The sequence below is a fragment of the Pseudorhodoferax sp. LjRoot39 genome, assembly GCF_964253035.1.
GTDB lineage: Bacteria > Pseudomonadota > Gammaproteobacteria > Burkholderiales > Burkholderiaceae_C > Pseudorhodoferax.
This window is the reverse complement of the sequence record NZ_CAXUQL020000001.1, coordinates 6,245,220-6,266,654: the sequence shown is the minus strand read 5'-3', so window position 1 is coordinate 6,266,654 and position 21,435 is coordinate 6,245,220. Positions and strand designations below refer to the sequence as shown.

At 70.4% G+C, this 21,435-nt stretch carries 13 protein-coding genes; 4 read left to right on the top strand and 9 right to left on the bottom strand.

Annotation, left to right across the window (positions count from 1 at the left end; genetic code table 11):
* Window positions 1–12 precede the first annotated feature (12 nt).
* Together ACSQ4M_RS29225 and ACSQ4M_RS29220 are read right to left on the bottom strand one after the other, a co-directional pair.
* Window positions 13–1,956, bottom strand: a complete 1,944-nt coding sequence (locus ACSQ4M_RS29225; RefSeq protein WP_436192885.1) for a secretin N-terminal domain-containing protein — start codon at window positions 1,954–1,956, stop codon at window positions 13–15.
* A gap of 173 nt (window positions 1,957–2,129) precedes the next feature.
* A complete protein-coding gene (locus ACSQ4M_RS29220; protein ID WP_436192884.1) occupies window positions 2,130–3,641 on the bottom strand; it encodes an ABC transporter permease/substrate-binding protein in 1,512 nt (503 codons plus the stop codon).
* A gap of 168 nt (window positions 3,642–3,809) precedes the next feature.
* Here ACSQ4M_RS29220 and ACSQ4M_RS29215 point away from each other — a divergent pair, with 168 nt between their 5' ends.
* Entirely contained in the window at window positions 3,810–4,934 is a 1,125-nt protein-coding gene (locus ACSQ4M_RS29215; RefSeq protein WP_436192883.1) for an ROK family protein, read from the top strand.
* Between the two features lie 8 nt (window positions 4,935–4,942).
* Here the strand turns inward: ACSQ4M_RS29215 and ACSQ4M_RS29210 are convergent, their stop codons facing one another.
* From ACSQ4M_RS29210 to ACSQ4M_RS29180, 7 genes are all read right to left on the bottom strand, one after another.
* Window positions 4,943–9,046: a response regulator gene (locus ACSQ4M_RS29210; protein WP_436192882.1), complete on the bottom strand. Its 4,104-nt coding sequence runs from the start codon at window positions 9,044–9,046 to the stop codon at window positions 4,943–4,945.
* 166 nt (window positions 9,047–9,212) lie between these two features.
* Window positions 9,213–12,932, bottom strand: a complete 3,720-nt coding sequence (locus ACSQ4M_RS29205; RefSeq protein ID WP_436192881.1) for a response regulator — start codon at window positions 12,930–12,932, stop codon at window positions 9,213–9,215.
* Window positions 12,933–13,111: 179 nt separating this feature from the next.
* Entirely contained in the window at window positions 13,112–14,032 is a 921-nt protein-coding gene (locus ACSQ4M_RS29200) for a hydroxymethylglutaryl-CoA lyase (RefSeq protein WP_436192880.1), read from the bottom strand.
* Window positions 14,033–14,037: 5 nt separating this feature from the next.
* Window positions 14,038–15,024, bottom strand: a complete 987-nt coding sequence (locus ACSQ4M_RS29195; RefSeq protein WP_436192879.1) for a Bug family tripartite tricarboxylate transporter substrate binding protein — start codon at window positions 15,022–15,024, stop codon at window positions 14,038–14,040.
* 39 nt (window positions 15,025–15,063) lie between these two features.
* Window positions 15,064–16,266 carry a CaiB/BaiF CoA transferase family protein gene (locus tag ACSQ4M_RS29190; protein WP_436192878.1) on the bottom strand — a complete coding sequence of 401 codons (1,203 nt, stop codon included), beginning with the start codon at window positions 16,264–16,266 and terminating at the stop codon, window positions 15,064–15,066.
* An 8-nt stretch (window positions 16,267–16,274) separates the two neighbouring features.
* On the bottom strand, window positions 16,275–16,922 hold the full coding sequence (locus ACSQ4M_RS29185) for a GntR family transcriptional regulator (protein WP_436192877.1): 648 nt from the start codon (window positions 16,920–16,922) through the stop codon (window positions 16,275–16,277).
* Between the two features lie 80 nt (window positions 16,923–17,002).
* Entirely contained in the window at window positions 17,003–18,448 is a 1,446-nt protein-coding gene (locus tag ACSQ4M_RS29180) for a short-chain fatty acyl-CoA regulator family protein (RefSeq protein ID WP_436192876.1), read from the bottom strand.
* Between the two features lie 116 nt (window positions 18,449–18,564).
* Here ACSQ4M_RS29180 and scpA point away from each other — a divergent pair, with 116 nt between their 5' ends.
* The 3 genes from scpA to ACSQ4M_RS29165 are packed head-to-tail and all read left to right on the top strand — an operon-like array spanning window position 18,565 to window position 21,433.
* Entirely contained in the window at window positions 18,565–20,715 is a 2,151-nt protein-coding gene (gene scpA, locus ACSQ4M_RS29175) for a methylmalonyl-CoA mutase (RefSeq protein WP_436192875.1), read from the top strand.
* A gap of 30 nt (window positions 20,716–20,745) precedes the next feature.
* Window positions 20,746–21,033 (top strand): toxin-antitoxin system HicB family antitoxin, encoded by a 288-nt coding sequence (locus tag ACSQ4M_RS29170; protein ID WP_436192874.1) that lies wholly within the window; start codon window positions 20,746–20,748, stop codon window positions 21,031–21,033.
* Window positions 21,014–21,433 (top strand): PIN domain-containing protein, encoded by a 420-nt coding sequence (locus ACSQ4M_RS29165; protein WP_436192873.1) that lies wholly within the window; start codon window positions 21,014–21,016, stop codon window positions 21,431–21,433. Before ACSQ4M_RS29170 ends, ACSQ4M_RS29165 begins: the two co-directional genes overlap by 20 nt.
* Window positions 21,434–21,435: the final 2 nt, after the last annotated feature.

Below are 21,435 nucleotides of genomic sequence, written 5' to 3'. Positions count from 1 at the left end.
GCGCCACCAGCGTCAGTTGCTGGGCGCGCGCGGCAGCAATGGCGGGCCGGACTCCTGGGGCAACAGGTGGATGTCCGCCGGCAAGGCCTGCTGCTGGGCGCGGATGTAGTCGTAGCGGTCCAGCGACAGCGCGCTGGCGGCGCCCGCGTCGGCCATCACGATCGGCCGCAGGAAGACGATCAGGTTGGTCTTCTTGCGCGAGCGGCTGATGCTGCGGAACAGGGCACCGAGCACCGGGATGTCGGCCACCGCGGGTACCTGTGCAGCGCTGTCGGTGGTGCTGTCCTCGATCAGGCCGCCCAGCACGATGATCTTGCCGTTGTTGACCACCACGTTGGATTCGATGGAGCGCTTGTTGGTGGTTGGCCCGAGCGTGCTGCTGGTGGACACCACCGACGAGGACTCCTGGTAGATCGCCATGCGGATGTTGCCGTTCTGCCCGATCTGCGGCCGGATGCGCAGCGTGATGCCCACGTCCTTGCGCTCCACGGTCTGGAACGGGTTGCTGCTGCTGGTGCTGGTGTACGAGCCCGTGACGAAGGGCACGTTCTGGCCCACCACGATCTTGGCTTCCTCGTTGTCCAGCGTGACCAGGTTGGCGGTGGACAGGATGTTGGTGCCCGCCATCGACTCCAGCGCGACCGCCACCGTCCCCAGCGTCAGCGAGGTGCTGCTGCTGATGTCGAAGAGCTTGCTCCACTGCACGCCCAGGTCCACGCTCCTGCTGGCGTCCACCTCCACCACCAGCGACTCCACGTAGAGCTGGGCGCGGCGCGCGTCCAGCTGTTCGATGACCAGGCGCATCTCCTGGAAGCGGGGCTCGGGCGCGCTGATGATCAGCGCGTTGCTGGCGGGGTCGGCCTGGACCTCGCCGCCGGTGGACGGCTGGGCGGTGGCGGTCACCGCGGCCGTGGACTGCGATGTGCCGGTGCTGCCCTCGGTGCTGCTGGCCGGGATGCTGGCGGTGGTCCTGGTCGCCGCCGCCGGCGCGGTCGACGCGCTGGCGCGGTTGCCGCCCCCGGTGTCCGCCGGGAATGCCGCCCGCAGCACCTGGGCCAGGCGGGTGGCGTCGGTGTTCTTCAGGTAGACCACGTGGACGTTGGCGTTCTTGCGCGGGTGGTCGAGCCGCGCCACCAGCGCGCGGATGAAGGCCAGCTGCACCGGGTTGGACGCGCGCACCAACAGGCTGTTGCTCTGGGGATCGGCAAGGATGGACGCGCCGGTGCCTGCGCCTGCGGATCCGCCCGCACTGGCAGGCGTGGCCACCGCCGTGCCCGTGGCGGTGGCGTTCGCACTGGCCGCGGTGCCGGCGGTCTCGGTCAGGCGTTGCACGGTGGCCGCCAGGTCGGCCGCCACCGCATGCTGCAGGGGCATGACTTCCACATCGGTGGCGCTGGGCGTGTCCAGCGCAGCGATGAGGGTGCGCAGCCGTGCCAGGTTGCTGGCGTAGTCGGTGACCACCAGCGCGTTGTTGCCGGCGTTGACGCTCAGCACATTGTTCGGGCTGATGAGTGGCCGCAGGGTCGGGACCAGGTTGTTCGCGTTCTCATGGCTGAGCCGGAAGACCTCGGTCACGATCTGGTCGCCGCGCAGCGGGCCCGCCCCCACCTGGACCGCGGCGGACTGCAGCTTGCCCTCGGCCTCGGGGACGATCTTGTACAGGCCTGCCGCCTCCACCACGGTGTAGCCGCGCAGGCGCACGGCGGCCTGGAACTGCTCCCAGGCCCGGGCCGGCGTGACCGATGTTTCCGAATGCAGCGACAGCGTGCCCTGGACGCGCGCGTCCACCACGATGTTGCGCCCGGTGATCACGCTCAGCGTGCGCGCCACGCCGGCGATGTCGGCGTCGGTGAAGTCCAGGGTGACCGTGTTGTCGCCGGCCAGGGCGGGTGGCAGGCCCAGGCCGCACAGCAGCAGCAAGGCCCCGAGGCAAGGGAGGCCGGAAAGAGATCTCATGGGATGAGGCAGGCGCGCAAAGAACCGTCGGAACGGCGAGCGCCGCATTCTGGGCAGCCGGTGTGCTGCCCCTGTGTGGCGCGTGTATAGCTTTGCGAAGAAGCGTGCTGTGGTGTGCGTTCGGTGTGCTTGCCGTCACGGGCCCGCGCGGGGCCGGACCATCGGATGCAGGCTCAGCGCCGCCAGCGGCGCAGCACCCACTCCAGCAGCTCGAACACCGCCTCGCTCAGCAGCGCCAGCCCCGCGGCGGGCAGGGCGCCGGCCAGCAGCAGCTGCTTGTCGTTGAGCGCCAGGCCCGTCACGATGCGCTCGCCGAAACCGCCTGCGCCGATGAAGGCAGCGATGGTGGCGGTGCCGATGGCGATCGTGGTGGCGGTGCGCACGCCCGCGACCAGGGTGGGCAGGGCCAGCGGCAACTGCACCAGCCGCAGGTTCTGCCCTGGCGTCATGCCCAGGGCCGTGCCGGCCTGCTTGAGCCCGTCGGACACGTCCGCCAGCCCCGTCACGGCGTTGCGCATGATGGGCAGCAGCGAGTACAGGGTCAGCGCGATCAGCGCGGGCAGCGTGCCGATGGCGCCGATCGCCGAGATCAGCACGGCCAGCAGCGCAAGCGAGGGCACGGTCTGCAAGAGGCCGGCCGCACCCAGCACCAGCGCGCGCAGCCGCAGGTGCGGGAACACCCAGATGGCGACCGGCACGCCGATCAAGGTCGCCAGGCCGACCGACACGGCCACGAGCACCAGGTGCTGGCGCGCGAGGCGGGCCAGGTCGGGGCCGAACAGGCGGGCCATGAAGCCGCTGGCGTGGTCCGCTGCCGCCGCGCCGCCGGCGAGGAAATCGCGCGCGATGCGGTCGAAGGCCTGGCCCTGCAGCTCGGCGCGCGCGTTCATCGCGATCATCGCGCGCTCGTCGATGCGGCCTTCCAGGGTCTGCAGCGCGGCCCAGGCCTGCGGCAGGCGCTGCGGCACGTCGAGCCGGTACAGCACCACCGCGTCGTAGCGCGGGAAGTAGCCGCGGTCGTCCTCCAGCACCCGAAGGCCCAGGTGGTCGATCTTGGCGTCGGTGGTGTAGATGTCGATCACGTCGACCTGGCCGGCCGTCACGGCGTCGTAGGCCAGCCCGTGGTCCAGTCCCGTGGGCTGCTGCGGCAACGCGTAGTGCTTCGCCACGCCGCGCCAGCCGTCGGCACGGCCGATGAACTCGTTGGACAGCCCGAACTTCAGCGCCGGGTGGCGCGCCAGGTCGCTGAGCCGGCGGATGCCCAGGCGCTCGGCCTCGCTGGCGCGCATGGCGAACGCGTAGCCGTCGTTGAAGCCGAGCGGGATGGCCACGCCCAGGCCCAGCGGCGCCAGCGCGGCCTGCATGGCCTCGCGCGCGAGCGGCTTGGGGCTGCGCAGGATTTCCGCCGAGATAGTGCCGGTGTACTCGGCGTAGAGGTCGATGGCGCCCGAGCGCAGTGCCTCGTAGACGATGGCGGTGTTGCCCAGGCCCTGGCGCACGGTGGGCGCGCTGCGCAGTTGCGGCGCGGCCGTCTGCGCCAGGATCTCGGCCAGGATGTAGGACTCGGTGAAGCGTTTGGAGCCGACGCGCAGTGCGCCTTCGTCGGTGGCGGACGCTGCGCTGGATGCGAAGAGCAACACCAGCACGACCCAGACAGCAGAGAACACGCGGCGTGCAGCAGGCATCGGGCCAGTGTAGTGGTGGACCTCGTGCGCGTCATGGGCGCGCGTCCTACGCACGAATGCGCGCCCGGCCCATGTGCGGCGCGCGCGCCTTCCCGCGGCCGCGCTTGCTGGTGCGCTGCAAGATCGTGGCGCGCCGCATCCACAAGGTATAGACAAGGAACCGCATCCATGAGCAAGAAGGAGACCCGCAAGCCCAAGCCCGCTGGAAAGCCCAAGAAACGCCACATGCCCAGCGTGGTGGGGGCCCACCATGGCACGGCGAGCCTGGAGGCGCTCGACATCGCGGGCTACAACCTGGAGGTGTCGGACGAGGACGGCTTCGTGGGCGACCGCGCGAGCCAGACCGCCTTCCGCAAGCTGCTGGACGTGTGGCGCAAGCGTTGCCGCGACAAGGGCCGCGACGATCCGCTCGGCAAGCTGCCTTCGGCCCAGCTCAGCAAGAAGACGCTCGACCGCGCCCTGCATGGCCCGGCGGCCTCGGAGGCCGGCGACATCGTGCGCGGTGCGATCGAGGAGTTCGCGGTCGAACTGACGGACGTGATCGAGCGCTTCATGCGCCAGAAGGCCTGGAGCGGCGTGCAGCGCATCGTGATCGGCGGCGGCTTTCCCGAGAGCGAGGTCGGTGAGCTCGCGATCCTGCAGGCGGCAGCGCTGTGCCAGGTGGCCGAGATCCCGGTGGAGTTGGCGCGCCTGCGCCACGAGCCTGACGATGGCGGTCTGATCGGCTGGGTGCACCTGGCGCCGCCGCATTTTGTCCAGCACGCCGATGCGCTGCTGGCACTGGACATCGGCGGAACCAACGTGCGCTGCGGCATCGTGAAGTTCCGGCGCGACAAGGCGGCGGACCTCTCGCGTGCCAAGGTCGTGCGCCGTGCCAAGTGGCGCCATGCGGACGACGAGCCCAGCCGTACGGCGCTCGTCGACGGGCTGGTGGCCATGCTCACGGACATGATCGCCTGGGCCGGGCGCCGGCGCATCCGGCTCGCGCCCTTCGTCGGCATCGCCTGCCCCGGCCTGATCCGCGAGGACGGCAGCATCGCGCGCGGCGCGCAGAACCTGCCCGGCAACTGGGCGGCCGACACCTTTCACCTGCCCACCGCGTTGCGCGAGAAGCTGCCCGTGGTCGGCAAGGAAGCGACCCAGGTGCTCATGCACAACGACGCCGTGGTGCAGGGCCTGTCGGAACTGCCGTTCATGCGCGATGTGAAGCGCTGGGCCGTGCTGACCATCGGCACCGGCCTGGGCAACGCCAGCTATGTGAACAAGGGGCCGCGGGCCCAGCCGGCCGACTGAAGGCGGCGCTACCCGGTGGCCTGGCGCAGCGCGGCCAGCGCGGCCTCGAAGTCGTAGTCGGCCACGGCCTGGGACACCGCGGCGTAGTGCGGCCCGAGCGCTGCACCCAGCGCGGCCTGGTGCTCGGCCAGCAACTCGGCCGCCTCGGCATCGTCCTGCTCCAGCAGTTGGGCCAGGCGCTGCAGCAACGCTTGCTGATCGGCGCCCGCAGCGGGCGCGGGCAGGTCGGCGCCGGACACCGCGACCGGCACCAGGTGCGGGCGCAGCGCGTCGAGCAGCGCGTGCAGGCTGGCGGCGGCCGCCGCGAGCGTGGCGTCGACGGCGGGACGCGGCTGGCGCTCGCGCAGTGCCTCCTCGAGCGCGGCGGCATGCTGCTGCAGGTCGTGCGCGCCGATGTTGCCGGCCACGCCCTTGAGCGTGTGCGCCAGGCGCTCGGCCGTGGCCGGGTCGTCGTCCTGCAGCGCTTGCACGATGGCCTCGGGCACCAGGGCCTGGCCCGCAGCGAACTTTTCCAGCAGTTGGCGGTACAGCGCCTGCTTGCCCATCACGCGGCGCAGGCCCGATGCGACATCCAGTCCGGCGACCACGGGCAGGCCGGGTGGCTCGGCGGAGGGCGTGGGGACGGGCGCGGGGCCGGCGGCGGCATCGCGGCCCAGCCCGGCGCGCGGCTTGAGCCAGCGCGCCAGCGCCAGCCACATGGCATCGGGTTCGATGGGCTTGGCGATGAAGTCCTGCATGCCCGCCTGCAGGCAGCGGTCGCGGTCGGCCTGCATGGCGTTGGCCGTCATGGCCAGGACCGGCATGCCGTCGTGGCCTGGATCCTCGCGCAGCAGCCGCGTGGCGGTCACGCCGTCCATGACCGGCATCTGCATGTCCATGAGCACGAGGTCGTAGGGCGGCGTGCGCGCGGCCTGGGCCTGCACCATGTCCAGGGCCACGCGGCCGTTGTCGGCGATGTCGACGACGAAGCCGGCGTCGCGCAGCAGTTCGCCTGCGACCTGCTGGTTGAGGTCGTTGTCCTCCACCAGCAGGATGCGTGCGCCGCGCATGCCGCGCAGTGCGTCGAGCGCGCTGCTGCGGCTGGCGGCCACCGGGCTGGCGGCGGGGAGCGCGGCGCCACGGCTGGCACGCATCATGGTGTCCAGCAGCACGGACGCGCTGACCGGCTTGTGCACCAGGTGCCGGATGCCGGCCTGCTGGGCGCCCTGGATGATTTCCTCGCGGCCGTAGGCGGTCACGATCATGAACTCGGGCTGGCGGCTGAGCGCCAGCGCGCGGATGGCCTCGGCGGTCTGCAGGCCGTCCATGCCGGGCATGCGCCAGTCCAGCATGGCGAAGTCGAAGGGCTGGCCGGCATCGGCCGCGTCGCGCGCGGCCAGAACGGCCTGTGCGCCCGAGTGCGCGGTGGTGACCTTGAGCGACATGTGCTCGAGCATCTCGCCCAGCACGGCGGCGGCATGCTCGTTGTCGTCCACCACGAGCGCGCGCTGGCCACGCAGATCGACCAGCGGCGGCGCCGCCGCCGCGCGGCGCTCGCCCAGGCCCAGCCTGGCCGTGAACCAGAACACCGAACCCTGGCCCAGTTCGCTGCGCACGCCGACCTCGCCGCCCATCAGCACAGCCAGCTGCTTGCTGATGGCCAGGCCCAGGCCGGTGCCGCCGTAGCGGCGGGTGGTGGAGGTGTCGGCCTGCTCGAAACTGCGAAACAGGCGGGCCATCTGTTCTTCCGACAGGCCGATGCCGGTGTCGCGCACCTCGAAGCGCAGCACCGCCTGCGGCCCGGTGCCGCCCTGCGCGCTGTGCAGGCTGTCCACGCGCACCACGATGCCGACCTCGCCCTGTTCGGTGAACTTGATGGCGTTGTTGACGTAGTTGATGAGGATCTGGCCCAGCCGCAAGGGGTCGCCAATGAGCTGCTGCGGCACGTCGGGCGCCACGTCGAACACCAGCTCCAGGTTCTTGGCCGTGGCCTTGTCGGCCACCACGCCGGAGACGGTGGCCATCATGCCGTCCAGGTCGAAAGGCGTGGACTCCACGTCCAGCTTGCCGGCCTCGACCTTGGAGAAGTCCAGGATGTCGTTGAGGATGCCCAGCAGGTGCTGGCCCGACTGCTGGATCTTGGCGACGTAGTCGCGCTGGCGCGGTGTCAGCTCGGTGCGCAGCGCCAGGTGCGACATGCCGATGATGGCGTTCATCGGCGTGCGGATCTCGTGGCTCATGTTGGCCAGGAAGTCGCTCTTGGCGCGGCTGGCGGCGCCGGCGTCGTCGCGCGCGCGCACCAGGGCGGTCACGTCCATCTGCGCGCCGGTCATGCGGATGGCGCGGCCCTGGGCGTCGCGCTCGATGCGGCTGTGGGTCTGCAGGACACGGATGCTGCCGTCGGGCAGCAGGATGCTGAACTCGTCGCGGTGGGTCGAAGCCGCGGGGTCGTTCAGCGCGCCGAAGAAGCTCTTGCCGGTGCGCTCCTGGTCCTGCTCGACCAGGCGCTTGTTCCAGTTCCAGTAGCTGCGGTCGGTCGTGCCTTCCAGGCCCCACAGGCGCTCGAGCTGCGGGCTCCAGTAGTGTTCGTTGGTGACGAGATCCAGGTCGAACAGGCCGATGCCACCTGCGTCCTGTGCCACGTTGAGCCGGGCACTGGCCTTGTGCAAGGCTTCCTGGGTCTTGTTCTGGTCCATCATGTCGACCACCACGCCCACCATGCCGGCAGACGAGCCGTCCGGCCGCGCGATGGCACTGGCCGAGTAGAGCGTGGGGTGCAGCTTGCCGTCGGCGAAGCGGAACTCCTCCTCGCGCTGGAAGGTGCCGCGGCCGTGCACGAACGCCAGCTGTTCCTGCTGCAGCTGGCGGGCGCGGTCCTCGTCCATGGCGCCGAGCGCCAATCCGTCCTGGCTCAGCAGCTGCGCCGGGTCGGCACCGAAGGCCTGGCCGAATGCCGTGTTGATGCCCAGGAAGCGCGCCTGCGCGTCCTTGTAGAACATGGGCATGGGCACGGCATCGAGCACCGACTGCAGGAAGGCCGTCTGCTCGGCACCGCTGCGCTGGGCCGCGTGGCGGTGTCGCGCCTTCTGGACCAGGATGCGGCTGCCCAGCAGGATCAGCAGCAGGCCCAGTGCCGCCACGATGCCGGTGACCGTGCGGTGCAGCTGGCGCATGGGCGCGACCGCGTCCAGCGCGCTGAGCGTGAGCAGCCGGTAGCCGGGCTCGGAGAGGTCGGCCCGCTCGACCACGTAGGGCGTGTCGCCGACCAGCCAGTGGTTGGCGTGCAGCAGCTGCGGCGGCCGGTGCACCGCCAGGGCTGCGGGCGCGGAGCTGGACGCAGGTGCCGCCTGCGTGTCGGCCGCCTCGCCGGCCAATGGGCCGACCCGGTGCAGCACGAAGTCCGGCCGCGACGAGGCCAGCACCATGCCGTCGCCGTCGATGACGGCGGCCACGCGCTGGCCGGCCAGCATCTCGTTCATGGTGCTGGTGTCCAGCCGCACGACCACGGCGCCGAAGGTGCCATCGTTCGAGTCGACGCGGCTGGCCACGTAGAAGCCGGGGTGCCGGCCGTCGCTGCCCATGTCGAAGCGGCGTCCCACGCCTTCGAGCAGCACCTGGTAGAAGTAGTCGCGGTCGCCGTAGCTGTCGCCGAGCAGGCCGCTGGGCTCGGTCCAGTCGCCGCTGGCGATCACGGTGCCGGAGCGGTTGACGACGAACATCTGGTCGTAGCTCAGGTCCTGGATCAGCCGGCGCAGGTAGTTGCCCACGTTGCGCACCTGCGGATCCTGCGACAGCGTGGCCGCGCGTTCGGCCGGCGTCTGGGCGGTCTCGATCGGCGTGTTGACGACGAAGCGGCGCGATGCCTCGATCACGTCCACCTGATGCGCTGCCATGTTGGACACGGCGCCGAGCTCCACGAACATGCGGTCGATCAGCCGGCCCGTGGCGCTGGCGTCCAGCCGCGCACCGTCGGCCAGCGAGTCCACCTGGGCCGTGACGATGCGGTCGGACAGCAGGTGCCCGGCCAGGCCCGTCGCCAGCAGCCAGGCCAGCGCTGCAGCAGCCGTCCACAGGCGGATCGGCCGCAGGGGGGGCGGTGCGTCGGCGGGCGCTGGCCCGGGCGGTGGCGGCATGCTGCAGCTCCAATGGCAGGCGAGGGACAGGATGCCCGAGGCCGGCCTGTGCGTGGACGCCATCTTGCCTCAAGGCCTTGTGCACACGGCGACCGCGCAGCCTGCGGGTGGCACCGTTTGTAGCAGACGCCTGTGCCGGTCCGCCGGCGGGGGCTGCGCGGCGGTGTCAGCGCACCGGCGCTGCTTGCGCGCCCTGCGTGGCCCAGGTCCACGCGGCAGAGGCACGCAGCAGGGAGAGCGCCTCGTCGAAGTCGTACCGGTCCACATGTGCGCCCAGCGTGGCCAGCGTGTCGGCGGGCATCAGCGTGGCCAGGTCGGGCTGCAGGCGGTCCAGCAGCTCCTGGGTGTCGCCATCCATGGCCTCCAGCAGCGCGCCCAGGCGCTGCAGGTCGGCGCGCAGCGCAGCCGGCGGCGCGGCAGCGGCAGGCACCGGCCGCGCGGAGGTGGCCGAGCCGAACCCTTGCGCCAGCTGGTGCACCAGGGGCTGCAGCACCTGCCCGACCTGCGCGAGGCTGGCCTGCACCTGTGCGGCGCCGGCATCGGCGCGCAGCTCGTGCTCGAGTTGCCCGGCCGCGGCGGCAACGCGTTCGGCGCCGATGTTGGCGGCGACGCCCTTGAGCGTGTGGGCCATGATCTCGGCCTCGTGCCGCGCGCCGCTGGCCAGCAGTTCGGCGATGCGCGCCGGTGCCTGCGCCTGGTGCTCGCAGAAGCGGCGCAGCAGGCTGGCATACAGCGGACGGTTGCCGTTGACGCGGCGCAGCCCGGCGGCGCTGTCCAGGCCGTCGGCCTGCAGGGGCGGCAGGGTGGCTGGCGCCGTGCGCCGTGCTGCGTCGGCGCCGTCCGCGGCGATGGCCTGCACGGGCGGGCGCTGGTCGGCCGCAGGTGCCGCAGGGGCCGGTGGCCGGGCCGCCAGCGCGGCGCCACCCCATTGGCGCAGCTTCTGGTAGAGCAGCGCCGGATCGATGGGCTTGGTGATGTGGTCGTCCATGCCTTCGGCGAGGCAGCGCTCGCGCTCCTCGACCATGGCATGCGCCGTCATGGCGATGATGGGCAGGTGGGCGAAGCGGGCGTCGGCGCGGATCAGCGCGGTGGCCTGGTGGCCGTCCATGACCGGCATCTGCAGGTCCATGAAGACCAGGTCGTAGCCGCCGGGGCCGGCGGCCAGCAGCTTGTCCACGCCGATGCGGCCGTTGCCCGCCAGCTCGACTGCCACGCCGGCGGCCTGCATCAGTTCCAGTGCGATCTGCTGGTTGATCTCGTTGTCCTCGTTGAGCAGCACGCGCAGGCCGTCCAGCCGCGGCACCTGCTCGCTGCTGCCATAGGCCGCGAGCTCGGCCGGCACGTCCTGCGCGAACAGTCCGACCAGGGTGTCGACCAGCATGGACTGGTGGACCGGCTTGTGCAGCAGGCTGTCGATGGGTGAGGTGCCGGCCAGGCGGCGCACCTCCTCGTGGCCGAAGGCGGTGACCAGCACCACGGCGGGCGGCGTCGCGGTGCCGCCCGTCTGCTTGATGCGCCGGGCCAATTCCAGCCCGTCCATGCCGGGCATCTTCCAGTCGGTGAAGACCACGCCGTAGCGGCCCTGGCCTTCCCGATCCTGCAGGGCCGTGAGCGCCTCGGCGCCGCTGGCGGCGGTGTCCACGCGGCAGCCGAAGGGCGCCAGCGCCCGGCTCAGGATCTCGCGCGCATCGGCGTTGTCGTCCACCACCAGCACGCGCAGCGCGTGCAGCGCGCCGGGCAGGGTGCGCGGTCTGGCGTCCTGCCGGGCGGGCGCGCCGATCCAGGTGAAGTGGAACACCGAGCCGACCCCGGGTGTGCTGCGCACGCCGATGCTGCCGCCCATGAGCTCGACCAGCCGCTTGCTGATCGACAGGCCCAGCCCGGTGCCGCCGAAGCGGCGCGTGGTGGACTCGTCGGCCTGGCTGAACGCGGTGAACAGGCGCGCGGCCTGCTCGGGCGTCATGCCGATGCCGGTGTCCTGCACCTCGAAAGCCAGCTCGAAGGCCTCGCCGTCCAGCGCGCGCTGGCGGCAGCGCACCGCGACCTGGCCGCGCTCGGTGAACTTGACGGCGTTGTTGATCAGGTTGGTCAGCACCTGGCCCAGGCGCAGCGGGTCGCCGCGCAGCTGGCGCGGGATGCCGGCCGGCACGTCGAACAGCAACTCCAGCTCCTTGCCCCAGGCCTTCTCGCCGGTCAGCGTGGTGACGCGGGCCAGCATCTCGTCCAGGTCGAAGTCGATGGTCTCGATCTCCAGCCGTCCGGCCTCGATCTTGGAGAAGTCCAGGATGTCGTTGAGGATGCCCAGCAGGGCCTGGCCGGCGCCGTGCACCTTCTGCACGTAGTCGCGCTGCTGGGCGTCGAGCTGGGTGCGCAGCGCCAGGTGCGCCAGGCCGATGATGGCGTTCATCGGCGTGCGGATCTCGTGGCTCATGTTGGCCAGGAAGGCCGACTTGGCCTGGGTGGCGGCTTCGGCCGCGTCCTTGGCCTGCTGCAGCGCCAGCGCCGCATGCTTGCGCGCGGTGATGTCGTCGAACCAGCCGAACGAGGCCGGCTCGCTGCCGAAGCTGCCGCGGCTGGACGAGAGCATGGCCCAGAACGGCGTGCCGTCGCCGCGCAGGAACTCGATCTCGCGGTTGCGGAAGCCACCGTCGCGCTCCAGCGTGGCGAGGATGTCGGCGCGCTGCTCCGGGTGCGCGTACATGGCCTTGATGCCGCGCGCGTGCAGTGCGTCGGCATCGATCTGGAAGGCGTCCAGAGCATGTTGGTTGTGGAACACGATGCGGCCGTCCGGCGTGGTGACCAGCAAGGCCGCGGGCGCCGATTCGAGGATGGTGCGCAGCTGTCCCTCGCGTTCCTGCAGCGTCTTCTGGGCGATGGCCTGCTCCGTCACGTCCAGGATCACGCCCACCAGGCCGGCGGGCGTGCCATCGGCCAGGCGGATGCCGCAGCCCCAGTACAGCTCCTGGTGCTCCTGGCCGTCGGCCCAGATGCTGGTGTGCTGCTCGTGCTGCGTGTCTCCGCTTTGGATGATGCGCAGCTGCTCGTCATGCACCTGTTGGCGCAACGCCGGCAGGACCGGCCCGCCGTCGAGCAGGCTCTTGCCGATGAGGTCGGCGCGGCGCTTGCCGAAGGCGGCTTCGAATGCGCGGTTGACCGTGATGTAGCGCGCCTGCACGTCCTTGATGAAGACGGGGTTCGGCATGGCGTCGATCAGCCTGTCCTGGAACTCGAGCTGGTCCGCCATGCGGCGCAGCGCCAGCTGCTGCGCGGTGATGTCCAGCCAGTAGCCGGTCCAGAGCATGCCTTGCGCGTGCGGTGCGCATGCGGCTTCGAACTTGACCCAGCGCTCGCGGCCGTCCCAGTGCACGCGGTACTCCAGTGCGATCCGGCCGTGCGAGCGCCCCGCCTCGCGCAGGCTGCGGCGCACGCGCTCCACGTCGGCGGTGACCACGTGGCGCGTGTGCACGGCATGGTTGGCCAGAAGCTCGGCGACCTCCACGCCCAGGATGTCGCGCACGGGCTGGCCGGCGAAGATCACCTGCGGCACGCCCTGCGCAGGCTGCAGCAGCAGGCAGACGGCGCAGGGCAGGCTGTCGCTCATCTCGCGCAGGCTGCTTTCGCTGGCACCCAGCCGCGCGATCAGGCGTTGCTGGCGCCGGTCGCGCCAGGCCAGCAGGGCTCCAGCCGCGCCGGCCAGGGCAGCTGCGGCCCAGGCAGCTGCGGCGCCACCGCGTGCCTGCTGCAGCAGCTGCCAGCAGGCCAGCGCCGCGGCCCCGGCCAGCAGCGCCGCGGCCACCATGGCCAGCGGCCAGACGCCGCTGGCCGCGCCTCGCCAGGTCGGCACCGGCGCATGGCCGTCGGCAACTGAACTGCGCGTGGTTGGCATGCAAGCGCTCCTGGACAGCGATGCGGGGCGGCAGCGGTGGGGACGCGGACGCGTCAGCGGCGCAAAAGCGCATCAGCCGCCCTTGCTCCGGCGGCTGAGTGTACGCAGATGTTGCTAAAACGGTGAAAGATTAGTTCGGATTCAGAGCATGCGCCCGGCCTGGGCAGGGGCTGGCCCGGTCACGCCGCGCAGAAGTTCCTGGGCAGGCCTGCCGTGGCCACCGCGCCGCGCAACGTTTCGCCAGGCAGGGACTCGGCCAGCAGGCGGCGGGCCGCGATCAGCTGCGGCAGGTCGACGCCGGTGCCGTAGCCCATGGAGGCCAGCATGAAGACCAGATCCTCCGTCACGATGTTGCCCGAGGCGCCCGGCGCGAACGGGCAGCCGCCCAGGCCGCCCAGGCAGCTGTCGAAGGCGCGGATGCCCTCGTCCAGGCCGGCCAGGGCGTTGGCCAGGCCCAGCCCCATGGTGTCGTGCAGGTGCAGCTTGGTCAGCCGCGCGCCGATCTCGGCACGCACGGCACGCACCGTGGCGCGCACCTGGGCCGGCTGGGCATAGCCCACGGTGTCGGCCAGCGCGATCGTGTCGGCGCCGGTTGCGGCCAGGGCGCCCGCCACGTCCACCACGCGCTGCAGGGGCACATGGCCCTCCATGGAGCAGCCGAACGCGGTGGCGGCGGCCACGTCGATGCGCATGGGCCGCGCCTGCGCGCGCACCCAGTCCACGGCCGAACGCACCATCTCGATCTGGGCGTCCGTGCCCTTGTTGACGTTGGCGCGGCTGTGCGTGTCGCTGACCGAGATCGGGATCGCCACCACATGGGCGCCGGCCGCGTGGGCCGCCACCACGCCGCGCAGGTTGCCGGCCAGCGCGCAGACCGTGAGGCCCTCGATTTCCAGCGCGCCGCGCACCACGGCGTCGGTGTCGGCCATCTGCGGCACCAGCTTGGGCGAGACGAAGCTGCCGACCTCGATCTCGCGCAGGCCGGCCTGTGCGAGCTGGCGGATCCAGCGCAGCTTGACGGCGGTGGGCAGGGTGTCGCGTGCCATCTGCAGGCCATCGCGCGGGCCGACTTCGCAGACTGTGACGGTGTCGTTTGCCATGGTGTTCACTCGACCTTGATGTGGGCGCTCTGGATCACGGCGCGGTTCTTCTGGATGTCGGCCTTGACCATGGCCGCGAACTCCTCGGCGGAGATGGGCTGCGGCTCCAGGCCGTTGCCCTGCAGTGCGCTGCGCACGTCGGGCAGGGCCAGGATCTTGTTGAAGTCGGCGTTCAGGCGCTGCAGCAGCGGCTGGGGCAGCCCGGCCGGCGCGAAGATGCCGTAGAAGGTCACGAAGTCGGCGTGCTGCAGGCCGGCCTCCGAGACGGTGGGCACCTCGGGCACGGCGGCCACGCGCTTGGGCGAGGTCACGGCCAGCGCGCGCATCTTGCCGGACTTGAGCAGCGTGGTGGCCGAGGAGATCGAGGTGGCGGCCATCGCGAGGTGGCCGCCCATCACGTCGGCCAGCGCCGGCGTGGAACCCTTGTACGGCACGTGCTGGACCTTGAAGTTGGCTGCACCCTGCAGCAGCTCCATGCTGATGTGGGCACCGCCGCCCGTGCCCGAGGTGCCGTAGCTGATGGTGCCGGGCGCGGCCTTGGCGGCCTGGATGAGGTCGTTCAGGGTCTTGTAGGGCGAGTTCTCGGGCACGACCAGCATCATGGGCGTGGTGGCGACCAGAGCCACCGGCGTGAGGTCCCTGATGGGGTCGTAGGCCACCTTGAGCAGCAGCGGGATCAGCGAGACGTTGTCGGTTTGGCCGACCACAAGGTCGTAGCCGGCCGGGCTGGCGCGCGCGGCTTCGGCCAGGCCCAGCGCGGTGCCGGCACCGGGCTTGTTGTCCGGCACCACGGACCAGCCGTTCATCTCGGCCAGCTTGGTGGAGAGCAGGCGGCCGATGAAGTCGGTGCCGCCGCCGGGCGTGGACGGGATGATCATGCGGATCGGCTTGCTCGGGTAGCCGGGCGTCTGCGCGATGGCGGGCGCGGCGGCGCCCAGCGCGGTGGCCAGTGCGGCGGCGGTGGCGAGCAGGTTCAGGGAACGGCGTTGCATGGTTTGTCTCCTCTTTTTCCGTTGGTGGTTCAGCAGGGCTCAGCCGCGCACGGTGCCGGCGGCCAGCATGGCCTCGATCTGGTTTTCGTTGTAGCCGAGCGTGCGCAGCACGGCGCGCGTGTGCGCGCCGATGCCGGGTGGGTCGTGGCGCTTGCCGGCCTTCATGCCGTCGAATTCGATCGGCAGCGCCGCGGCATCGATGTGGCCGCCGTCGGGCAGGTCGGTGGGCAGCAGGGCGCCGCCCTGGCGCAGGTGCACGTCGTCGACCATGTCGTGCGGCGCGCGCACGGGGCCAAACGAGATCTGCGCTTCCTCCAGCGCACGGCACAGGTCGGCCGTGTTCCAGTCCTTGAGCACTTCGGCGATGCCGGGCACCAGCCAGGCGCGCGCGGCCTCGCGGCCTACGGCCGTGGCCAGGCGCTGGTCCTCGCCCCATTGCGGCGGCATGAAGCGGCGGGCGAAGGCGCGCCACTGCGCGTCGCTGACGGCGGCCACGAACACGCGGCCGTCGGTGGTGTCGAAGATGTCGTACACGCCCCATGGCGGCTTGCGCTCCCCGCCCTGGGGCTGGGGCGCCTGGCCGGTCAGCTGGTACTGCGCGACGAACTGGGCCACCAGCAGCAGGTTGTTCTCGAACAGGCCCGAGCGGATGTGGCGGCCACGGCCACTGCGCGCACGGTCGTGCAGTGCGGCCAGCGCGCCGACCACGCCGAAGGTGCCGCCCAGGATGTCGTTGGCCGAGGGTGCGACGCGGCGCGGCTGGCCCGGTGCGCCGTTGATGTAGGCCAGGCCGCCCATCATCTGCACCACCTCGTCGAGCGCCGTGCGCTGCTTGTAGGGGCCGGACAGGAAACCCTTGAGCGAGACGTAGATCAGGCCCGGGTTCTCGGCTGCGAGCGCGGCGTAGTCCAGCCCGTACTGGGCGAGGCCGCCGTCGCGGAAGTTCTCCAGCAGCATGTCGGCCTGCAGCGCGAGTTGGCGCACGACGGCCTGGCCGTCGGCGGACTTGAGGTCCACGGCCAGGCTCTGCTTGTTGCGGTTGAACACCGGGAAGTAGCCGATGCCCGAGCCCTTCAGGCGCCGCGTGTTGTCGCCCTCCAGCGGCTCGACCTTGATGACCTCGGCGCCCAGGTCGGCCAGCACCATGCCGGTGATCGGGCCCATGATCATGTGGGACAGTTCGAGCACCTTGATGCCGCGCAGCGGCAGTTCGTCGGCACCGAGGAACGAAGGAGGGGACATGGCTTCTTTCATTGGGAGGAACGTTGGCGCGCCGCCGCGAGGGCACCGCGCATGTGGTCACGCATGAGCGCTGTCGCGCCGTCGGCGTCGCGCTGGCGCAGGGCGGCCAGCAGTGCGCGGTGCTCGCGCAGCGAATCCTGGATGCGACCCGCCGTGCCGAGAGAGCCGACCAGGGCCAGCTGGATCAGCCGGCGCAGGTCGTTGACCAACTGGGTCTGCCAGGGGTTGCCGGTCAGGGCCAGCAGGCGGGCGTGGAACTGGACGTTCAGCGTGTAGAAGGCCGCACCGTCGTCCACCGCCTGCTCCAGCCCGGCGTTCAGCGCATCCAGCTCGTCGAGCTCGGCCGGTGTCGCCAGGCGCGCCACGGCGGCCGCGGCATCGCCTTCCAGCAGCGCCAGCAGATGGAACAGCTTGTCGAGGTCGGCGGCGGGCACCTCGGTCACGTAGGCGCCGCGGCGCGGCTTCATCGTGACCAAGCCTTCGGCCGCGAGCACCTTGAGCGCCTCGCGCAGCGGCGTGCGGCTGATGCCGTACTGCTCGGCCAGCCGCAACTCGTCGATCCAGCTGCCGGGCGGCAGGTCGCCGCCCAGGATGCGCTGGCGCAACAACTCGGCGGCGTCTTCGTACAGGGGGCGGGGCGAGAGGACGGCGGACATGGTCTGTGCGGGATTGGAAAACATTATTCTGAATTCATAATTATGAAAAACCCGCATCCGGGCCAGATGCGGCGGCCGTTTCAGCCTGCCGGTGCGTAGGGTGCGAAGCGCCGTGCGTTCGGGTCGATGCTGAGCGGCCGGCCCATGGCCGGGAACGCGCGCTGCACGCAGTTCTCGCGGTCGCAGACCTTGCAGCCCGAGCCGATCGGCACGGCGCGGTCGGCCGCGTCCGCCGTCAGGCCGTCGCCGTAGACCAGGCGGCTGGCATGGCGCACGTCGCAGCCCAGCGCCACCGAGAAGATGCGGTGCGGCGTGCCGTAGCCGCCGCGCCGGTGCTCCACGGTGCGCGCGATCCACAAATAGGTGCGGCCGTCCGGCATGCGCGCGAGCTGCGTGAGGATCTTGCCGGGCTGCGAGAAGGCCTCGTACACGTTCCACAGCGGGCAGGTGCCGCCCGTGCGCGAGAAGTGGAAGTCGGCCGAGGACTGGCGCTTGGACATGTTGCCGGCCCGGTCCACGCGCACGAAGAAGAACGGGATGCTCTGCGCATGCGGGTGCCGCATGGTGGACAGGCGGTGGCCGACGGTCTCGAAGCCCACGCCGAAGCGCTCGCTGAGCAGGTCGATGTCGTAGCGCAGCTCCTCGGCGCTCTCCTGGAAGATGCGGTTGGGCAGCACCAGCGCGCCGGCGAAGTGGTTGGCGAAGCCGATGCGCGCGAGTGCGCGCGCCTCGCCGGTGCTGAACTCGCTGGCCTGGATGAAGGTGTCGATCGTCGGCCCCATCTCGAAGAACGCGAGTTGCACGCCGAGCTGGAAGGCCTGCTGCGCGGCACCCAGGCCGGCCGCCAGCGTGATCGTGCGGCTGGCAGGGTCGTAGCTGCGCAGCGGCTGCTCGGCCATGGACGAGCCCGATTCGCAGCGCACCGCGATGCCATGCAGCCGGCGCAGGCGTTGCTCCAGTGCGGCGAACAGGTTGCCGGGGCTGGGTGTGCGCGGTGGCGGGAAGCTGTCCTGCAGCTGCGCGTAGACCTGCTCGGCGCGCTCGTCCAGCTGTGCCAGCGGCTCGTGGCGCGCGTAGAAGAACTCGCGCACCTCTTCATAGGGCTGCAGGGGCGTGCCGGCCGCAGCGCCCTCGCTGCCGCTGCTCTCGGCGATCAGCCCCAGCCGTTCCTCGGCCGAGCGCACGCGCTTGTGCAGCGCCAGGATGGCCTTGGAGACGGCCGGCAGCTGCTGGGCCAGCATCTGCGCCTCGGCCTGCGGCACGGTGCCGGCGTCCGGCCCCTCGGCCAGCACGGCACGCAGCTCGGCCAGCTGGCGCGTCTGCGCGTCCTCGGAGAACAGTTGCAAATCGATGCCGAAGGCCGATTGCAGGCGCAGCAGCACGTTGACGGTCAGCGGCCGCTGGTTGTTTTCGATCTGGTTCAGGTAGCTTGACGACACCTTCAGTGCCTGCGCCAGCGCGGCCTGCGTGAGGCCGCGCTGCTCGCGCAGCGTCTTCAGGTGCACACCCATGAATGCTTTTGCCATGTTTGCAAAGTTTGCACTATTGCAGGTCATGTTTGCAATGATTGCACTTTCACTGCTTGCGAAAGCGTGGTTGTTTTGCGAACATTGCGAGGCTGCAATACGAGAGGACAAGCAACATGGCACTGGATCCGGGCGATCTGCAAAAGTGGGCACAGGCGGCCGCCAAATCCGCGCCGGGTGGCGATCTGGCCGCGCTGAACTGGCTCACGCCGGACGGCATCACCGTCAAGCCGCTCTACACCGCGGCCGACCTGCAAGGTTTGCAGTACACGGACACCTTGCCAGGTTTCGCGCCCTACATCCGCGGGCCGCAGGCCACCATGTACGCCGTGCGCCCCTGGACCATCCGCCAGTACGCGGGCTTCTCCACGGCCGAGGAATCCAACGCCTTCTACCGCAAGGCGCTGGCGGCCGGCGGGCAGGGCGTGTCGGTGGCGTTCGACCTGGCCACGCACCGCGGCTACGACAGCGACCATCCGCGCGTGACGGGCGACGTGGGCAAGGCCGGCGTGGCCATCGATTCGGTCGAGGACATGAAGATCCTGTTCGACCAGATCCCGCTGGACAAGGTCAGCGTGTCCATGACCATGAACGGCGCCGTGCTGCCGGTGCTGGCCGGCTACGTGGTGGCGGCGGAAGAGCAGGGCGTGAGCCAGGACAAGCTCAGCGGAACCATCCAGAACGACATCCTCAAGGAGTTCATGGTCCGCAACACCTACATCTTCCCGCCCGAGCCGAGCATGCGGATCATCGGCGACATCATCGAGTACACGGCCAAGCACATGCCGAAGTTCAACTCGATCTCGATCTCCGGTTACCACATGCAGGAAGCCGGCGCCAACCAGGCGCTGGAGCTGGCCTTCACGCTGGCCGACGGCAAGGAATACGTGAAGACCGCGCTGGCCAAGGGCCTGAACGTGGACGACTTCGCGGGTCGGCTCTCCTTCTTCTGGGCCATCGGCATGAACTTCTATCTGGAAGTGGCCAAGATGCGCGCCGCGCGCCTGCTGTGGCACCGCATCATGAAGGAGTTCGAGCCCAAGAACCCCAAGAGCCTGATGCTGCGCACGCACTGCCAGACCTCGGGCTGGAGCCTCACGGAGCAGGACCCCTACAACAACGTGGTGCGCACCACCATCGAGGCCATGGCCGCGGTGTTCGGCGGCACGCAGAGCCTGCACACCAATGCGCTGGACGAAGCCATCGCGCTGCCCACGGAGTTCAGTTCGCGCATCGCGCGCAACACCCAGCTCATCATCCAGGAAGAGACCCACATCACCAGCGTGATCGACCCCTGGGCCGGCAGCTACATGATGGAGAAGCTCACCCAGGACATGGCCGACGCGGCCTGGAAGATCATCGAGGAGGTCGAGGCCATGGGCGGCATGACGCGCGCCGTGGATTCGGGCTGGGCCAAGCTCAAGATCGAGGCCGCCGCGGCCGACAAGCAGGCGCGCATCGACTCGGGCAAGGACGTGATCGTCGGCGTCAACAAGTACAAGCTCAAGACCGAAGACGCGATCGACAGCCTGTCCATCGACAACATGAAGGTGCGCGACGGCCAGATCGCGCGGCTGGAAAAGATCCGCGCCACCCGCGATGCGGCCAAGGTGCAGGCCGCGCTGGACGCGCTGACCGCGGCGGCCGAGAGCAACACCGGCAACCTGCTGGCGCTGTCGATCGACGCCGTGCGCGCACGCGCCACGGTGGGCGAGATCAGCGACGCGCTGGAGAAGTCCTTCGGCCGCCACCGCGCCGACACGCAGAAGGTCACGGGCGTCTACGCCGCGGCCTATGACTCTGCCGAAGGCTGGGACGCGCTCAAGAAGGAAATCGACACCTTCGCCGAAGAGCAGGGCCGCCGCCCGCGCGTGATGATCTCCAAGCTCGGCCAGGACGGCCACGACCGCGGTGCCAAGGTGGTCGCCACGGCCTTCGCCGACCTGGGCTTCGACGTGGACATGGGCCCGCTGTTCCAGACCCCCGAGGAATGCGCGCGCCAGGCCATCGAGAACGACGTGCACGCGGTGGGCGTCTCCACGCTGGCGGCCGGCCACAAGACGCTGGTGCCGGCCATCATCGAGGAGCTCAAGAAGCAGGGCGCGGACGACATCATCGTGTTCGTCGGCGGCGTGATTCCGCGGCAGGACTACGAGATGCTGTACGAGGCCGGCGTGAAGGGCATCTATGGCCCCGGCACGCCGATCCCGGCCAGCGCCAAGGACGTGCTGGAGCAGATCCGCAAGGCGACAACCGCTGTTTTGTGATACGGTAATACCGTATTTTCGGAGTTTGCCATGGCCGTATCTGTCCGCATGGACCCCTTGCTGGAAAAGGAACTGGAGCTTGCCGCCAAGCGCCAGGGCATCACCAAGTCGCAGTTCATCATCGACGCGGTCGAGCGCGCGCTGAACCGAAAGGACCCCTACGCCTTGATGCAGCAGCTCAAGGTGGAGGAGCAGCGCGCCGAGTACCTGTCGGTGGCCCAGGCCTTCGAAGGCAGCGAGCAGCCCTACGACACGGAAGCCTCGCGCGCCGCACTGGTGGCCAAGCTCCGCGCCAAGCATGGCCTCAGCGCTGATTGACGCCAGCGCGATGGTGGCGGCCTTCGGCCGGCAGCAGCCGCATGCCGAGCGCTACCACGATCTGCTGCAACTGGCTTCCCTCGAGCGCTGGGCTTTGTCAACCACCTGGCCCTGCGTCGTCGAAGCCAGCTACCTCGTTTCGCCGCCGCAGCGCTACACCTTGTTGCAGTGGCTGGGGCAGGGGGCCGTGGCCGTCTTTCCGTTCGGCCAGGAGGCACTGACGGATTTCGTGCCGCTGATGCAGCGCTACACCACTGCACCGCGCAGCGAGATGGACCTGGCCGATGCATCCTTGGTCTGGCTGGCGGGCGAGACCGGGGTGACCCGGATCATGACCACTGACGTGCGCGACTTCTCCCGCTACCGCCTGCCCGACGGGCGTGCCTTCGAGATCCTGTGAAC

Bases quoted from the DNA above. Each gene is read 5' to 3' on its own strand.
- ACSQ4M_RS29195 (WP_436192879.1), bottom strand. From the start codon at position 15,024: ATGCAACGCCGTTCCCTGAACCTGCTCGCCACCGCCGCCGCACTGGCC.
- scpA (WP_436192875.1), top strand. From the start codon at position 18,565: ATGGCACTGGATCCGGGCGATCTGCAAAAGTGGGCACAGGCGGCCGCC.
- ACSQ4M_RS29225 (WP_436192885.1), bottom strand. From the start codon at position 1,956: ATGAGATCTCTTTCCGGCCTCCCTTGCCTCGGGGCCTTGCTGCTGCTG.
- ACSQ4M_RS29205 (WP_436192881.1), bottom strand. From the start codon at position 12,932: ATGCCAACCACGCGCAGTTCAGTTGCCGACGGCCATGCGCCGGTGCCG.
- ACSQ4M_RS29170 (WP_436192874.1), top strand. From the start codon at position 20,746: ATGGCCGTATCTGTCCGCATGGACCCCTTGCTGGAAAAGGAACTGGAG.
- ACSQ4M_RS29210 (WP_436192882.1), bottom strand. From the start codon at position 9,046: ATGCCGCCACCGCCCGGGCCAGCGCCCGCCGACGCACCGCCCCCCCTG.
- ACSQ4M_RS29180 (WP_436192876.1), bottom strand. From the start codon at position 18,448: ATGGCAAAAGCATTCATGGGTGTGCACCTGAAGACGCTGCGCGAGCAG.
- ACSQ4M_RS29165 (WP_436192873.1), top strand. From the start codon at position 21,014: ATGGCCTCAGCGCTGATTGACGCCAGCGCGATGGTGGCGGCCTTCGGC.
- ACSQ4M_RS29190 (WP_436192878.1), bottom strand. From the start codon at position 16,266: ATGTCCCCTCCTTCGTTCCTCGGTGCCGACGAACTGCCGCTGCGCGGC.
- ACSQ4M_RS29220 (WP_436192884.1), bottom strand. From the start codon at position 3,641: ATGCCTGCTGCACGCCGCGTGTTCTCTGCTGTCTGGGTCGTGCTGGTG.
- ACSQ4M_RS29215 (WP_436192883.1), top strand. From the start codon at position 3,810: ATGAGCAAGAAGGAGACCCGCAAGCCCAAGCCCGCTGGAAAGCCCAAG.
- ACSQ4M_RS29200 (WP_436192880.1), bottom strand. From the start codon at position 14,032: ATGGCAAACGACACCGTCACAGTCTGCGAAGTCGGCCCGCGCGATGGC.
- ACSQ4M_RS29185 (WP_436192877.1), bottom strand. From the start codon at position 16,922: ATGTCCGCCGTCCTCTCGCCCCGCCCCCTGTACGAAGACGCCGCCGAG.